At 51.9% G+C, this 16,445-nt stretch carries 10 protein-coding genes; 5 read left to right on the top strand and 5 right to left on the bottom strand.

The genetic code is table 11. From position 1 onward, the window contains the following. Position 1: 1 nt before the first annotated feature. A complete protein-coding gene (ftsH4, locus tag NDA01_RS01790; RefSeq protein ID WP_190561476.1) occupies positions 2–1,885 on the bottom strand; it encodes an ATP-dependent zinc metalloprotease FtsH4 in 1,884 nt (627 codons plus the stop codon). A gap of 92 nt (positions 1,886–1,977) precedes the next feature. Further along, positions 1,978–2,169 (bottom strand): DUF2949 domain-containing protein, encoded by a 192-nt coding sequence (locus tag NDA01_RS01795; protein ID WP_190433933.1) that lies wholly within the window; start codon positions 2,167–2,169, stop codon positions 1,978–1,980. Positions 2,170–2,559: 390 nt separating this feature from the next. Between NDA01_RS01795 and NDA01_RS01800 the strand changes: the two genes are divergently transcribed. Continuing rightward, positions 2,560–3,432, top strand: coding sequence for an MBL fold metallo-hydrolase (locus NDA01_RS01800; protein WP_348226653.1), 873 nt, complete (start codon positions 2,560–2,562; stop codon positions 3,430–3,432). Here the strand turns inward: NDA01_RS01800 and NDA01_RS01805 are convergent. The 3 genes from NDA01_RS01805 to NDA01_RS01815 all read right to left on the bottom strand — a co-directional run bounded on the left by NDA01_RS01805 (position 3,429) and on the right by NDA01_RS01815 (position 9,929). After that, positions 3,429–5,132: a potassium channel family protein gene (locus NDA01_RS01805; RefSeq protein ID WP_348226654.1), complete on the bottom strand. Its 1,704-nt coding sequence runs from the start codon at positions 5,130–5,132 to the stop codon at positions 3,429–3,431. The two genes, NDA01_RS01800 and NDA01_RS01805, sit on opposite strands and share 4 nt — an antisense overlap. A gap of 140 nt (positions 5,133–5,272) precedes the next feature. Then, positions 5,273–6,694 (bottom strand): S-layer homology domain-containing protein, encoded by a 1,422-nt coding sequence (locus NDA01_RS01810; RefSeq protein WP_348226655.1) that lies wholly within the window; start codon positions 6,692–6,694, stop codon positions 5,273–5,275. Positions 6,695–6,734: 40 nt separating this feature from the next. Continuing rightward, positions 6,735–9,929, bottom strand: coding sequence for an alpha-mannosidase (locus NDA01_RS01815; protein ID WP_348226656.1), 3,195 nt, complete (start codon positions 9,927–9,929; stop codon positions 6,735–6,737). A 114-nt stretch (positions 9,930–10,043) separates the two neighbouring features. On the opposite strand from NDA01_RS01815, the gene NDA01_RS01820 reads away from it, so the two are divergent. From NDA01_RS01820 to NDA01_RS31805, 4 genes are all read left to right on the top strand, one after another. Beyond that, positions 10,044–11,879, top strand: a complete 1,836-nt coding sequence (locus NDA01_RS01820; protein ID WP_348226657.1) for a hypothetical protein — start codon at positions 10,044–10,046, stop codon at positions 11,877–11,879. Between the two features lie 246 nt (positions 11,880–12,125). After that, complete coding sequence (locus tag NDA01_RS01825) at positions 12,126–12,242, top strand: photosystem II reaction center protein I (RefSeq protein ID WP_190433921.1); 117 nt, start codon at positions 12,126–12,128, stop codon at positions 12,240–12,242. Between the two features lie 95 nt (positions 12,243–12,337). Then, entirely contained in the window at positions 12,338–15,214 is a 2,877-nt protein-coding gene (locus NDA01_RS01830; RefSeq protein WP_348226658.1) for a DUF3769 domain-containing protein, read from the top strand. A gap of 203 nt (positions 15,215–15,417) precedes the next feature. Then, positions 15,418–16,428, top strand: a complete 1,011-nt coding sequence (locus NDA01_RS31805; RefSeq protein WP_431193289.1) for a hypothetical protein — start codon at positions 15,418–15,420, stop codon at positions 16,426–16,428. Positions 16,429–16,445: the final 17 nt, after the last annotated feature.

A 16,445-nucleotide genomic window follows, 5' to 3' on the forward strand; every position in this document is an offset into this window, starting at 1 on the left:
CTTAAGCAACACCAGCAGGGATTCTGTCGGCTGACTTGACTTGACTTAAAAGCTTGTGCAGCGTTTCGCCTTCAATCACTTCTGTTTCGAGGAGTTGAGTGGCGATCGCCTCCAATAAGTCTCGGTTTTGGTTCAAGATGTCGAGGGCATGTTGATGAGCCGTTTCGACAATGTCCTTAACTTCGCGATCGATCTCTTCGGCCACTTTTTCGCTCACCATGCGGCGAGGATTCATGCCCTCGCCCCCTAGGAACATGCCTTGCTGACCTTTGTCATAGGCGAGCGGCCCAAGTACTTTGCTCATACCGTAGGTTGTGACCATACGCTCTGCCAAATCGGTAGCGCGTTGAAGGTCATTGGAAGCGCCTGTGGTAATGCTGCCAAAGATAATCTCTTCAGCGGAGCGACCTCCCAGCAACGTGGCAATTTGACCGCGCAGTTCTCCTTCATCCATCAAGAACCGATCTTCAGTAGGGAGCTGCAAGGTGTAACCCAGCGCTGCCATACCGCGTGGAATAATCGAGATTTTTTCCACGCGACCACTGCCAGGAATAAGAGCACCAACTAAAGCGTGACCGACTTCGTGGTAGGCCACAATCTTTTTCTCTTTTTCGTTGAGGACGCGGCTCTTTTTCTCTAAGCCTGCTACCACCCGCTCGATCGCTTCTGCAAAATCTTCTTGCGCTACAGCTTGACGATTTTGACGAGCGGCGAGGAGAGCAGCTTCGTTGACCAAGTTGGCCAAGTCAGCACCCGCAAAGCCAGGAGTCCGAGTGGCGATCGCTCGCAAATTCACATCTGGACCTAGCTTCACTTTCTTGGCGTGAATACTGAGGATTTCTTCACGACCCGATAAGTCTGGGCGATCGACCAACACTTGACGGTCGAAACGGCCTGGGCGTAGCAACGCTGGATCTAGGCTCTCAGGACGGTTAGTGGCAGCTAGAACGATCACAGTCGCGCCACCCGCCGCAAAGCCATCCATTTCAGTGAGCAACTGGTTGAGGGTTTGTTCGCGCTCGTCGTTGCCACCGTAGAAACCGCCGGAGGCGCGGGACTTACCGATCGCGTCTAATTCATCAATAAAGATGATGCAAGGTGCTTGTTTCTTGGCTTGCTCAAACAAGTCACGGACACGGGAAGAACCGACACCCACAAACATTTCGACAAACTCAGAGCCAGAGATGCTGAAGAAAGGCACTCCAGCTTCACCTGCAACTGCTTTAGCCAGCAGAGTCTTACCTGTACCGGGAGGGCCGACGAGCAACACACCTTTGGGAATGCGAGCGCCAATTTGCAGGAAGCGATCGGGAGTCTTGAGGAAGTCCACAATCTCAACCAGTTCAGTTTTGGCTTCTTCTACGCCTGCCACATCCGCAAATGTGATTTTGGCAGACTCACCTTCCACATAAACTTTGGCTTTGCTCTTGCCAATGGAGAGGACGCCGCCTTGAGAACCACCACCACTCCGGGCAATAAAGAACTGCCAGATGCCGATGAAGATCAGCGGGGGAATCACCCAACTGACGAGGGTACCGATCCAGCCATTCTTAGGTGGTGGAGTCGCACCAAACTCAACTCCTTTTTCTTCTAAAAGCTTAGGTAAGTTGAGGTCAAAGATGGGCGTAGTGCTGAGAACTTGACCCTGTTGGTCACCTTCTCCTTTCAACTGATAGCGAATTTCGTTTTGGCCTACGGAAGCTCTAGCGACTTCTTGTTCATCAACTTGATGAATGAACAAGCTGTATGGAACTCGAGGTACTTGGGAGGCAAATAAAGTTGGGAAAAATAGATTTACCAACAAAAATAAGCCTGATAGCAATAGCAAGATATTGCCAATTTGGCGAGAACGGGGAGCTTGAGGCTGATCTTTTTTAATTGGCATTTCTGAAAGCTCTTGAATTCTCTTAAAGCAATTGCTTGAATTCTAGAAGTCAAAGAGCGTCCGGGTAAACCTGCTGAAGGGGTGGTTATCCGCTATACCGTTTCCATCCAGTCGAATACGCGATTGAGCTGGTCAAGGGTAATCAACCCGTACTGCCAAAGAATCATCGGTAGCTGACTCATATCTTGCTCCCGATGGCGTAACCCAATCGCGATCGCAGCGGCGGGTACTGCCAACTCCTCTCGCAGAAATTTAATCAATCGGGCCAATCTTCTAGTTTCCATAACGGTTTTTACGATTTTTTGTTAAAGGATGTGAAGAAAAATATTAAGTATTGAAAAGTATTTTTCAGAATTGATGGCTGAATTATACAAGAAACAGTTGCCTTTCAGGAGCACAAAGGTAGAGGGGATCTCCGTACTTCAGCTCCGCTAACTGCTTGAACTGCAATGTACTGTAGCAGCAATAGCCCTCGACTCTTCCTCTAGATCAGTCCTATTCCCATCCAAGAGACAGAACTGAGAAATTAAGGTTCCTGTATCTAATTTGTAAACAGGTCTCTCATTTTTCATTAGTGAGGAGTGAGGGGAGAGAAGTGAGGAGTCAGAAGTCAGGAGCGCAAACTTCACTCCACCATCTAGCCTAGAGATAACCCGACCCGGTGAGGTGCCATTATGGCTCATTTGCAGCAGCGCCACCCCCAAAATATCAACGGTGATTTTTATGTTGATACAACTTGTATTGACTGCGATACCTGCCGTTGGATGACCCCGGAAGTGTTTCATCGCGAAGATGAGCAGTCAGTAGTCTATCACCAGCCTGTTGATGAAACTGAGCGATTGCGGGCCATGCAAGCCCTGCTCTCTTGCCCCACCTCATCCATTGGCACCGTAGAGAAGCCCACAGATATTAAAACCGCTCAGCATAGCTTGCCAATCCAGTTAGAAGCCAATGTCTACCACTGTGGCTACCACGCAGAAAGCTCCTATGGGGCTGCTAGTTACTTAATTCAGCGACCCGAAGGCAACGTGTTAGTAGACTCTCCCCGGTTTGCGCCGCCATTGGTAAAGCGACTGGAAGAACTTGGTGGTGTGCGTTATCTCTACCTAACCCATCGAGATGATGTGGCCGACCATCGTAAGTTTCATGACCACTTTGGCTGCGATCGCATCTTGCACCAAGATGAAATTAATCATGGGACGCAGGATGTAGAAATCCAGCTCAAAGGTGCGGAACCTGTGCAACTAGCTCCTGATTTGCTGATTATTGCTGTGCCAGGGCATACGAAAGGTCATACCGTTCTGCTCTATGACCATAGGTTCCTGTTCACAGGCGATCATCTAGCTTGGTCTGAGTCCCGGCAGCAGTTAGTGGCTTTTAGGGATGTGTGCTGGTACTCCTGGCCAGAACTGGTGAAATCGATGCACAAGTTAGCTAAATATGACTTTGAGTGGGTGTTGCCTGGGCATGGTCGTCGCTACCACAGCGATCGCGCCACCATGCAGCAGCAGATGCAAAAATGTTTAGCTTGGATGGATGCGGTCTAATACACCATCATTTCTGACATTTCTGGGGCTGGGACAGAACATAACTGGTCGAGATGAGTGGCAGGCATCGTTAAGTACAGAACATCTCCCGCTTGAAGGCAGGTGTTGAGTAAGTCCCAACCATGCACTCTGCGTTGCCCGGTTTCCAGATACAGCGGGACGAAATCCGCATCCATAGCGGCATCTTTAACAACTCGGTGGCAAAAAGGATGTCCAGCCGTAATCAAGGTTGACAACGCTACCCACAGACTATGCCCTGTCATGCCGTTGCCTAGAATTCTGCCTCCCAGGGCCGCAGCGGCAAAGGTGGGAGCTACCAGTTCTGTGGGACTGAGGACGGCTTCAAAGGCAAATACTTGATGGGCCATCCGGGCAAAGGTAGGATCTTGGTAACGCACGATCGCAGTACTTTTGGGAGTTAGACCCTTAGCAGTGAGGGCAATTTCTAAATTGGCAGTATCGTTGCTAGTCACGGCTAGTAAGGCAGAGGCATGAGCCAGGTTTGCTGCTTTGAGCGTAGTCGGTAAACTGGCATCGCCTAAAATAACTGGCACTTTCAAGGCTCTAGCAATGCTTAAGAACCGACAGTTGGCATCTTGCTCGATCGCCACTACGTCATAGCCACAACTCCGCAAGTGCTGCACAATCTGAATTCCAACTCCGCCTAAACCACAGACAATGTAGTGATGATGAGCCGGAACTTGCACCGTATCCCAAAACTGGCGAAAGCGAGTGCCCAACACAAAGTCATTAAGTAGGGCATAGCAAATCCCAATCACTCCCGCTCCTAATAACATCATTAACGCGGTAAAAACTTTAATGCTGTTAGGAGCCTGCTCTATAACTTGCTCTTCACCGCCTGCCCCTGTAATCATGCCGACGGAGAAGTAGAGGGCATCAATGATGGAGGTATGGCGATTGAAACAAACATAGGTGAGTGTGGCAATCAAAATCGTCACTAGCAAAACCAAGGTGACGACAACCATTGACTGACCGTAGCGCTGAAATTGGCGTAAGTTATTCACCAGCTTAGTGCCACGCTGTCGCCAGGATCGTCGCACCGCTTGAACGCTAGCATTCGGCTGACTGCCAATAATTAAGCGATCGCCGACTTGCAAAACTTGTCCTCGAATGACCGCAGAGACTAAGTCCATCCGTTTGTCGGCAGGCAGGTAATAGATCAACATGCGCGATCGCTCATCCCACAGCTCGCTGAGTTTGCGGCCTTGCCAAGGATGGTATTCATCAATGTATTCTTCGTGAATCGGCCAAGTCTGGTTAAACAATCGCAACTGCCCGATCGCTCGGCTGCCCAACGCGGCAAAGGCAAACACAGGAGCCGCTAAAGCTGCCACACTGAGGCTGACATGATGCGTGAGCGTGTGGTCAAGGCGATCGCCCAAACTAGTGTTGAACAAGCGATTGATCACGCGAATTTGAGGATTCAAGATTCTAGCCTGCATCAAAATGGCCAGATTCAAAGCATCATCTGAGCTGGCAATCACTAGCGTATGCGCCTGTTCAATGCCCGCAGCCATCAGAGTTGGCGTGGCCTTTAAGTCCCCGACAATCACATCTGGGTCGGCGAAGCTCAGGGGTTGATCATGAATCCCAACCACTGGGATGCCCTGTTGCCGCAACAAAGAGAAAATTTGATAGCCAGTTCGACCCAGACTACAAACAATAATGCGAGATTCCATAGCGAACCCGGAGCTTGGCAGAGCTGTCTGAGTTCCTATTCTTGGCTAGGACCAGGCGTAAGACTGTAGCTGAAAGTACGGGTTTACAAAATGTTGATTTGCCAGCTCTTGAGGCTTGGAATGCTTCGTCTTGGCACGCTTTACTGAGACGTGGTAGTGATGTAGCCGTTCTTTTGCAGGAAATCTCTTAAGTCAATGAAATATTGGCGGCGATCGTCGTATGGATAAGCCTGCTGCACCAACTGCCACCCCTCTTGTCCTTGACCGAGCAAGTGCTTATCGGCCAAATAAGCCGCTAAAAACCCCCGAGTGGCGCTGGCTCCAAGGTCTTTGCTAAAGGTGTAGTTTTGCCAATGTTGCACGGCATCTTCGTAGATCAATTTAGGATAATTGCGCGTTACGTTCTGCATTTGCGATCGCCGATATTGCCAAATCTGAATCGGCAGCCCGGAAGCCGCGTGAGCGGTAAATTGAGCATCAAAGCGAGGGTCACCACTGACAAATTCAGGCAAATTATCTTGATCTAAATCTTCTAGCCTGTAGCTGGGACTGCCCCAAAATTGCTTGACGTTCCGATAGGCGTTTTGGGTGGCATTGTAGCCATAAATATAAGAAGACGTGCAACAGTAAGCGCCACCACTGAATAAATCCACCACGACTTCCGGTTCCTGATCGCCATCCAGATCCCGCACTTCCAGATTAGAAAAGCGCTGTAATCCTTCTTCCACTGGTATCGCTGCTTCTAGAACTGTCTGACCGCTGCGACTAATTTGAATCCGAAAATTGTCAGCTAAAGGCTCACGGGGTCGATAGGTCAGTTGTACCCGGACATTTCCCTCCTCAGCAGTCTTGGTCTCCGTCGAAAATTGCTGAGTGTTGGCAATATATTGCGTTGGCACCAATCCAGGCTGAAGCGCTTGACATAAAAATGTGGCTATTTCCGCCCGACTAGCGAAGCGGGTAGGCTCTAGCTGTTGAATTTTAGGATAATTAACAACCAAATTCTTCTCGGTGGCGGCTGCTACGGCATTGCGTGCATAGGCTGGAATCGCTCCCGCATCCGCATAAGCCGCATTTAGAACTGTTGTTGTTGGCTGTGTTGCTGCATACTTTAGGCCACTCGCTAGCGCCACGAGAGCCTGGACACGGGGAATTGATTGAGTCGGGATAAACTTGCGATCAGGATATCCGGAAAGAAACCCCCGGCGATAAGCTTCCTGAATGGCAGCGGCAGCCCAATAGTTGCTTGGGACATCCACAAACCCGATGGCCTCTCTGACTTGCGGTTGATTCGGAAAACCTTGCCGCAATAGCGCCGCAAACTCTGCTCGTGTTACTGGATCAGCCGGACGAAACCGACCATCTGGATATCCCTTAATGATCTGCCGTTGCGCTAATTCTCCAATGCAAGCAGCAGCCCAATTGTTTGGCTGTACATCACTAAAACCAGTTGTTTGGGCGATCGCACTAGACAGGCCACTAAATGGCGCGATCGCATTTACTGCTACCCCTAAAGCAGCAACTAAACTCAACCCTACTGGCCTTCTGCGTGCAACAACCACACCAATCTCCTTGCCAAGCTAGTCACACAGGTATTCTAGGTTAGGTAGAGACTTTGAAAGTAGCAATTTTCCAGGGAGCAATCTGGGTGGATTGCAGCGTTCCTGATGAGTTCTCCGGTTCGATCGCTTGCTCCAAAAGATTGACGGGATGAGCGATCGCTAAGCCTAAATCACTTTTTAGCCTTAACTCGGCGGGTTGGCCGTGGCACTCGTAGCACCGCAAGATCCACCGTTGCGGATGATCTTCGGATTGCTTGAAAGCGCTCAAAATCAGGTTTTCAGATTGCAGATCTAAAAACTGGCCTTCAGCAGGCAGTGTGGTTATTGAGGAATTTAGCGATCGCTCAGTTTCTAACCAAATCGCTTGCAAAGGAATGTTTAGCTCATAACCCTGGCGAACGGTTTGGGCGGTTTGCCAAGTTCCTGCATGAGGGTAGAGGGCATAGGTAAACTGATGCTGGCCGCAATCGGCTTCCGGATCGGGCCAAGTAGCCCCACGTAGCAGGGTAAGGCGGAGCTGATTCGGTTGAGCATCGTAGCCGTATTTGCAATCATTCAGCAGGCTCACCCCATAGTCATTAGTACTCAAATCAGCCCAGTGGAGAGCGGGTACTTCCCACTTGGCCTTATCTCTCGGTTCTGTGGGGTTGGTGGGACGGGCGATCGCGCCATAAGGGATTTCGTAAGTGGCCTGCTCTGATGCCACGGTCAAGGGAAAGGCGGCTTTCACCATCACATGCCGTTCTTGCCAGTCAACCTGGGTAGCAATCTTGAGTACCGAAGCGTCGGCTGGCAACACATAATCTTGGCAAAATTCCGACTGGCCCAGTTGCCGTATCACTCGCACTCGCTGTAACAATATGCCGCGATCGAGCCACTGAATTGATTGCAGCTTGGTGGGTGGTAATAGGTGTTGGGTATAGTTGGGGTCAATATTCCAAGCATCCCAGTATTGCCCTTGGTCCTGAAAAGCCTGGAGTTGATTGCCTGCGCCATTCAACACTTCTCGCTGCTGGACTTTGTCCCAAACACTCTTTAGATCGCCTGTTTCTGGATCAACGGTCACGCGCAAAGCTGCATTCTCTAAAACCCATTCACCAGCGGGCAAAGCAGCTATAGAGGGTTCGGCGATGGCTTGCGGACTTAAGTAGAAAACGCAATATCCCACGCTAGGAACTTGTTCTGCCCAGAACAGTAGGGTGGGGTTTGATTCGCCTTGCTCGTTATAGGTTGTGACCTGGCAAGGCACCACTGCACCCGCTGAGTTGTGTACTTGCCAGCCTGATTCGATGCCCGATGGAATTGGAATCGAAACCACTTGCGATCGCGACCAATTCAAGGAATTAAACACCACAATTGGTCGGGCATCAGGAATCGGCGGTTCGGGTAGTTGAATGGAAGCGGCGATCGCTTGCAAACTTTCCTGTAATACATCCTGTCCCGTCTGCTCTGCTTCCTGCCAAAGCTGATTAGCATCGACAAATACTTCTGGAATCGACGACCCTGGCAGAATGTCATGAAATTGGTTAAATAGCATTTTCTTCCACGCCACCTCTAGCTCTGCTTTGGGGTACGCAATGCCAGCCGTCAGCGTTGCCAATGAGGCAAACAATTCTGCTTGGTAAAGCAACTGTTCACAGCGACGATTCCAGCGTTTCTGCTCTGCGTGTGTCGTGTAGCAGCCTCGGTGGAATTCGAGGTAAAGTTCGTCGTTCCAGGTGGGGCTCCTCTCCCCTCTCCCCTCACTCCTCACCTTCTCCAAATACTCCTCTGCTGTGGCAAATTTCAACTGCGGCAAGAACGGCGAGGTTTGCCAGCGTCGGGCCATTTCTAGCATGTCTCGCGTGGGGCCACCGCCATGATCTCCCACTCCTGGTAGCCACAGCGTTTCGAGATTGCCTGTTTTGGCTTCCCACATTGAGGCGTGCTGGGTCATTTTGATGGGGTCTATGCTTTCGCCAATGGCAGCGGACATCAAGCTAAAAATTTCGGTGCCGTCCGGCGATCGCCACCAAAAGGCTTCATAGGGGAATTGTGTGGTGTCGTTCCAACGCAGCTTTTGGGTGACGAAGGACTCAATTCCGCCTTGCTTTAAGATTTGGGGCAACTGCCAACAGAAGCCAAAGGTGTCGGGTAGCCAAGCCACTGGGCTAGTTTGACCGAACTTTTCTTGGGTGTAGCGCTGTCCGTACAGCACTTGACGCACAATCGATTCCCCACTGACCACATTGAGTTCTGGTTCCACCCATAAGCCACCCACAATTTCCCATCGTCCCGCTGCTACTTGCGCTTGAATAGCAGCAAACAGCGCAGGGCGGTTGGTCTCGATCCAGGCGTAGAGCGCCGGAGTGGAATGACAGAAAATCAGTTCTGGAAAGTCTTGCTGGAGTTGCAGCACCGACTTGAAGGTGCGCTCAGCGGCTTCCCAAGTGTCGCTCACAGGCCACAACCAAGCCAAATCGAGGTGTGCATGACCCAACAAGCAAATTTGGCGTTGCTTGATCCAATCACTATACGGCTGCAAGGTTTGGCGGAGTTGCTGCAAAGATTGGTCAAACTGGCTGGGTGAGCGATCGCTCTGGCTAAGAGCGGTCCAATCCAGCTCTGCGATCGCCGCTGCCAAATCTACTAATTTCTCTGGCGCAAAAGCGGTGAGATACTGCTGGAGAACCATCAGTTCATCAGCGACGAAGCTTGGTTCCACGCGATCGCCCAAGACTGCGGAACTTGAGGCTGCTGAGCCAGATGCCACCTCATAGACGCAAAGCGAGCGCACCAAGGCTCCATCGTCATGCCCAGGACTAACTAAGCGCAGAGCTACGGTGATGGTTTCTCCAGGTTGGGCCGCAGCACTTAACAAAATCCGGGCCGAGCAGTCAAACAAATCACCTTCTTGCACCAACTGCCCATTGACAAAAATCTGGGCAGATTCAGCCCACCAAGTTAGGGCCAAACGCAAAACTAGCCCCTCCAGTGGGTAGCCTTGCAAGTCAACAGGAATCACCAAGCTCTGACCTAGCCACAAGACCTGTCGTCCCTCGGACCAAGCAACATGCTCTCTGGCATTGAGAGTTACCAAAGGCCAAGACTGCCAGCGCTGCGGTTGATTGGCCTCAGCGATCGCTAAATCCTCCCCGCACAGATGCCAGCCTGTCTGGACGTTAAGCTGCGTGAGTTGCCGAAGTTGAGTAATTGCCTCAGAGATTTGGGCTTGGAGTTTCGCTGGGTCAGCCATCTTTAGATAGAATCAGGTCACTAGCTGTACAGCCTGATTCACGCTGAAGTCGCTACGCCGTGGCAGCCTGTACACCATCCTCACTTTACAGCAGCCGCCCCGCTGACAACTGCCATGTCCTCCGCCTCTTCTGGTCGCTATCAAAGTCGGTTGTTCAACTTTTTCTCTCGGCAATCGCGTGAGCTTGTAGATCAGTGCGATCGCGCCTTCCGACATGCCAAAGTCGCGACGGTTTGGGGAGCGCAAATTTTGCTTTACCCGATCTACGCTATGTTTCAAGCCACCCGCTTGGTGGGTAAGCAGATTCAAACCTCGGTTGAGATGGAACGACCCTTTCTAGATGCAGCCCAGGCAGCGGCAAGCAATGCAAGCTCAGGACCACCTTCGGCGAACCAGGTAGTTTGTAACGTCTTACAGGTGGTCGAAACGTTTGCCTTACCGGAAGTTGTAATACCCCCAATCGCAGCTAATGGCAGTTTAGCGGTTTCTCGGGACCAGGCTGTGGTGCGCTCCAGCCAATCATCCGCTGCTGCAACTCTCAGTGCGACCAAGACTTCAGTTGCACTAGGTCAGCAGTCAGCGATCGCAATTCAAGGGGTGGCTACAGCTCTAGAAACTCGAACCTTGGTTTTAGTCACCTGCCAAAACCAGATTCTGAATATTTTGACGCTGGAGCAACAACAACAGCTCTACCAACGCATTGTTTGGGAAGTCAGCCACTATCAACGCTACTTACAGATATTGGTTCGCCAGCGATCGCGTTCCCCGCTCCCGCTTCCCAGCGACGACTCCAAAGTTTTACCGCCAATGCGGTTGGTGCGGCAGATGATGGCTTGGGTACAAACTGGGCCTGTGGCGATCGCGCTCAACTGGTTTCAAGAATCGACTGCGGTAGCCCAGCCCATCCACTTAGAGGAGCCATACTTTAGTAGTTCTGCGACTTTCACGGCTGGAATCTTGCCTATTCCACCCATTCCCTACGAAGCGCTAGCGCCTCTCGACCAAGCGATCGCTCAGCTAGAGGCTCACTCCTTACCGCCAGTGCTGACACTGACTGATGGGTTAGTGCAACGAGGGCAAGGGTTACTCAGCACGGTACGAGCCAAGCTAGCCTCGCTCCCCACCCTCAATCGCTCTACTGTGGACCCTGAGATGGCTCCCCAAGTTGCAGCGGCACCCATGCCACTACAAAGTTTGCTGCGGGCGGCAGTTGACTATTTCTTTGGCGATCGCCATCTAGGCTTGTCAGGAACAGGCAATCCATCTCACCCAACCCAAATGATTGGGGATCAGGCCACCCGCGATCGCTTGTTGACGGGCGACTATGACTGGCACCCCGATCCTTGGTTGAGTTATGAGGATGTTTTCGGTCAGACTCTAAGAGCTAAGCGCGATCGCCCCCCGGCTGCCCCGAATGCTTTATTAGAAGCTTTACCCGAACAGGCGATCGTTTCCCCCGCTCCTCTGTCGCCAGCGCTGCAAGTGCCCATGACGACAGCCAAGAATTTATGGGCTGGGTTGATGAACCGATTTTGGCATCGTGATGCACGAGCTGATGGTGGCGCGATCGTGGCAACTCTCGGCTCATCCCAGGATTTAGTTCCTCAATCTGCTCAGACAAGTGCTGTGACTCCGTTGCAGAGCCGTAGGGCTAGGGCGACTCACAGCACCCCTACGGCAACAGGATTGCCCCATGTAAGCTCTGTCACAACTGCAACCAGGGATCAGCTCACCGCTAGTAACTTAGCCATGTCCGGTGCAGAGCTAGCGGCTCGTTCTGAAGATTACGGCGAACTTAGCAATACCTGGATTGAGGCAGAAGCCACTACGCTTGGTTACGTCAAGCATCCTCTAGAGCGGATTCTCGGCTGGCTCGATCGCGCCATGCTTTGGTTTGAAGAAGTCATGCTCTTAGCTGGGCAATGGTTACAACAGTTGTGGTGCAAGTAGTCTTGGTTTTGATGAAAGTAATTACATTTACCTAGTTGTAGGAAGGCCCCAAAAAGACTTAATGTAACCAAGCAGTCCCTGCTGTAAATCGGTTAGTCTCAACCGCTGGGAACGTCTAGTCAGGAATGGCGTCAAAGCTGACTGAAGCCTGGAGCCAGACTGAGGATTACTAAGACGGCTGAGTAGACTCAAAATTGAGGCAGCATTCCGATATGATTAGAGAGACTTGTCTCTCAAGGTCCTGGTATGGCAACCCTCAAGATTGTGGTCTATATCGTCGTTACACTCTTTATCTGCTTATTTGTGTTTGGATTTCTATCCAGCGATCCTACTCGCAACCCTGGTCGGCGGGATTTGGAATAAGCAGCTACTGATTCATTCCTCAGGCCATAGAATTGCCTCTGAGACGGTTGAGGTAACGTGTCCGGGCTGTCTTGTCGGAATCATTCTGCTAAAGTATGCCCTACCCGGTCCTACCCCCTGAGCCGCCCGCTATTATCAATTCCTTGCCGCCTGAGGAACACAAATCCTCAGTGACGGTTGCAGCGACGGTACTTGAGCCTGCATTCCATGCATCGGAAAATGTTTCTGAAGCTGCTCAGTCTGTCGTGGTAGGGACCTTAAGCGCCCCTACCCCACCAGAAACTTTTGCTCCTGAAAATTCTGCCGCTGATCAGCCTTCCGATGAGCTTGCTTTGCCTGCGGTATTAGCAGCCGAACTTGAGATAGCAGCTCCTCAAGCTCTCCCGCCTGCTGCGGAAAGTCATGCTGAGTCGGCTGCGGCCTTAGGCTCGCCTCAAGTTGTTGAGATTGGAGATACATCGGTTGCAGCTTCAGAGACCAATTCATTCACTGAGCCTGCCCAATCTGCTAACCATCGCCACTCTGACGTTCACATCAACGCTACAGCTCCAGCGCTGCCGCCTCGCTACACTAACAGCGTTGCAGTCAAGCAACCTACGGCGATCGCAACCTTCACCCCTAGCCCTACGGCTTCATCTAGTCCCCGTTCTACGGCTAGGTCCGGCTCTGCGGCGATCGCACCCACTCCCCCGCTCAAGACTCCAGTTTCTAGCCCAACCCCATCTACTGTGGCGCTCGCTCCGCCTGCGCCATCCGGTTGGTCGATTGTGGCTACGCCTCCTGCGAGCAATAGCAAGCCGAGTTCTGGCCCCAAGCTGCCCTCCTTGAGTCCGGCAAAACCAACACCTCCTCCAGTCACCCCCGCTGAGCAGCCTCCCGTTCAACCTGTCAAAGAGCGACCTACTCCTCAGCCAGCTCTAGAAACGGCTCCTGAGGTTACTCCTGCGACTGCTCCAAGCACCCCAGCCACTCCGCCTGCTCGCCCTCAGCCTACTGTTTCTCCATCGGATACGCCGACCTTAGTCATACCAGAATCCAGACCGCCAGCCGTGCCACCCCAATCGGCACCTGTGGTCACGCCTCCCAACCCTGGTACGCAGCCCAGCGCTGACCCTGCCACCAGTGGCGTGATCGAACTCAGTGCCGATCGCCAGGAATATGACGAACAACGGCGGGTCTTCACGGCTGAAGGCAACGTTTTGATGCGATTTCGAGGAGCCGTCCTCGATACCGAGCGCCTCCAAGTCAATATTCCGAATCGTCTAGCAGTCGCTGAAGGTAACGTAGCGCTCACTCGTGGCGAGCAAGTTCTACGCGGCGATCGCTTTGAGTACAACTTTGTGCAAAACACAGGCACGATTGCAGGTGCGAAGGGTGAGATTTTCTTGCCGTCGGCAAGCACCGATTTTGCCCCCACATTGCCAACGGATGTGAGTGCTGGCGTCACCTATGACCGCCCGTTGAGCGATCGCGTTACCGCAGCTCAGCCGACTCAAAATGTTTCTAGCCCTGGGGGAATCAATGTAGGAACAGGTGTGGGTCAAGATGCACCCACTGCGGTTCAGGGAGGCTCTGTGCGGCGGCTGCGGTTTGAGGCGGGGCAAATCGCCTTCAACCCGAGAGGTTGGCAAGCCCAGAATGTCCGAATTACCAATGACCCGTTCTCGCCCCCCGAACTAGAGTTACGTGCGGATGAGGCGACACTGACTAACCTTTCTCCACTCCGGGATGAAGTGAGAGCCAAACGGCCTCGGCTAGTGTTTGACCAACGCTTCTCTCTACCGCTGCTGCGATCGCGGGTGATACTCGATCGCCGGGAACGCGATCCTGCTCTACTACAGTTTGGCTACGACGAGGAAGATCGGGGCGGCTTGTTTGTCCAAAGTACGTTTGAGCCGATTTCTAACGAGAAGATTCGCTTTAGCGTCACGCCTCAGTTCTTTATTCAAAAAGCCCTGACAGATAGTAATGGGGCCATCTTTGATCCTTCTGTGTATGGCTTAAAAACCAAGTTGACGGCTAATCTCAGCCCTCGCACCACGCTGACCAGCTCCGTAACACTGAACAGCTTAGATCCCAGCGATTTTGATGAAGAAGCACGAGCGAATGTGCGTTTGCGTCAACTCCAAGTCGCAGGCAACCACACCTTAGCGCTTGACTATAGCTACCGCGATCGCCTCTTCAATGGCTCTTTGGGTTATCAGGATGTGCAGAGTAGCTTGGGTGCCTTCTTGATTTCTCCGGTGGTGCCTTTAGGAAATACCGGAATCAGCCTGAGCTACCAAGCGGGAGCCCAATTTGTCACGGCTGACAGCGATCGCCTGGATTTACTTGATGTCAATCGCAGTAACAATCGGTTGAGCTTGGGACGTTTTGAGGCCAGCGCTGCTCTGAATAAAGGATTCTCCCTTTGGCAAGGCAAAGCTTTACCGCCCACTGCTACCGAAGGTCTACGATATACTCCCGCTCCGGTAGTGCCTTATTTGCAACTATTTACTGGAGTCAGAGGGGTTGCCAACGGCTATACCAGTGGCGACAGCCAAACGACTCTAACTGGCACCATTGGGTTGCAAGGACAGGTAGGTCATTTTTCTCGGCGCTTCTTTGACTACACAGGTTTCAATCTCAGCTACTCGCAAAGTGCGATCGGCGGTCAATCTCCCTTCTTATTCGATCGAGTCGTGGATGATAAAGTCGTCTCCGCTGGGATTTTGCAGCAAATTTACGGCCCATTCCGCCTCGGATTTCAGACTGCAATCAATGTGGATACAGGCAATGAAATTAGTACGGATTACATCTTAGAATACAGCCGCCGCACCTATGGAGTGACGGCACGCTACAACCCAGTTTTATCGATTGGTTCCATTGGCTTACGCATCAGTGACTTCAACTGGAGCGGCGGAACAGAACCCTTTGCGGGCACTGGTATCCGCCCCGTAGAGGGGGGTGTGGTGCGGCCCACCAACGACTAATCCTCCTTAAGTCATTTGAATCTAAGGGCGATTTGCGGTTTAATGGCAAAATCCGTCGCTACTCCAGTCTGCTAACTTTTGTAGACTGCGTTGGGGCCGAAGATCCGTTGTCAATCAGCTTAGACCTAGGTCCCACCCTCCTGCGAAAAGCGATCGCAGTTTGCCTAAGCTAATTTGAAAGGGGGATGCAGTAAACAATTGAGATGACAGAATCAGTAAAAGACTCTGTGAGCGCAAATGCAGCGGCTCTGCTGATTCACTACAGCTTTGACCTCAATGGCTACACTGCTGATGAATTAGTGGCTGCTTGGACAGGTATCTACCAACCGCTTTGGATACGCTCAGCCGTCATTGAAGCCTTGTATCAAGGGCGTTACAAGGGGATTTCGGTTGAGCAAATCTTGGCGTTGTGGCTACGTCGAGGGCAACCGCTTTATCATTTCAACCATGAATTTGAACGCATTGTTTGCAGTAAATTCCCGCAGGTGCTAGTGCCCAAACCTGCTACTGCAAGGGAAATTGTGGCTTTGCCACCCCCCAAGTTTCCGCCCCAGTCTCACTGGCGCTACTTGCTGCCCGCAGCGGTCACCCAGACTGACAACCTATCTACGGCTCCGGTTAAGGTAGCGGCGACCGAGTTGCCCTCCATTGCAATCTCCTCGCCACCGCTCCAAAATGAAGGACTAAACCTTGCGTCTGTCGCTGGGGAGGAGCAACCAGACCAGGTTGGGGCTACTAGGTTAGAAAACGCTTCCGAACCAACCGTGGCCGCGTCAGGTTCCAACTTAAGCTATGCCCCAATGGATGCTGTGGCCGCAGAGCCGATATCAATGGCACTAGGGCCGAGCATCGATGAGTCTGAAGTTGTTGCAGAATCCAACGCTCTATCTAACCCGACATTGCCTCTCACCTCCAGCTCCTACCTTGCTGAAATGGCAGTTGAGTCAGACATGGCTTCGGATGGAGCCCTAGAATCTGTTCTAGAAGAAGCCGATCGCCTGCTCTCTGACTTATCAATCGCAGGCAGCGAAGCTTCTAGCTCAGAAATGGCTCAAGCAGGCCAAGCTAAACCCGAACCGATTCATCAGTTTGTACCCCCGCCGGAATCCTCTGAGTTCTATAGCAAGCTCAAGGCTGTGGCTCAACCCCAAGAAAACTCCCTCGTTCTATCCGAACCCTTGAGTCCTAGCGAAACCAAGAGTCAGCGGGCCTGAAAAATGTTTGAGCTTGC

The organism is Trichocoleus desertorum AS-A10, assembly GCF_039962155.1.
Lineage (GTDB): Bacteria > Cyanobacteriota > Cyanobacteriia > FACHB-46 > FACHB-46 > Trichocoleus.

Excerpts from the sequence above, each read along its gene's own strand:
- NDA01_RS01825 (WP_190433921.1), top strand. The coding sequence starts at position 12,126 with ATGGCAACCCTCAAGATTGTGGTCTATATCGTCGTTACACTCTTTATC.
- NDA01_RS01820 (WP_348226657.1), top strand. The coding sequence starts at position 10,044 with ATGTCCTCCGCCTCTTCTGGTCGCTATCAAAGTCGGTTGTTCAACTTT.
- NDA01_RS01815 (WP_348226656.1), bottom strand. The coding sequence starts at position 9,929 with ATGGCTGACCCAGCGAAACTCCAAGCCCAAATCTCTGAGGCAATTACT.
- NDA01_RS31805 (WP_431193289.1), top strand. The coding sequence starts at position 15,418 with ATGACAGAATCAGTAAAAGACTCTGTGAGCGCAAATGCAGCGGCTCTG.
- NDA01_RS01805 (WP_348226654.1), bottom strand. The coding sequence starts at position 5,132 with ATGGAATCTCGCATTATTGTTTGTAGTCTGGGTCGAACTGGCTATCAA.
- NDA01_RS01830 (WP_348226658.1), top strand. The coding sequence starts at position 12,338 with ATGCCCTACCCGGTCCTACCCCCTGAGCCGCCCGCTATTATCAATTCC.
- NDA01_RS01800 (WP_348226653.1), top strand. The coding sequence starts at position 2,560 with ATGGCTCATTTGCAGCAGCGCCACCCCCAAAATATCAACGGTGATTTT.
- ftsH4 (WP_190561476.1), bottom strand. The coding sequence starts at position 1,885 with ATGCCAATTAAAAAAGATCAGCCTCAAGCTCCCCGTTCTCGCCAAATT.
- NDA01_RS01795 (WP_190433933.1), bottom strand. The coding sequence starts at position 2,169 with ATGGAAACTAGAAGATTGGCCCGATTGATTAAATTTCTGCGAGAGGAG.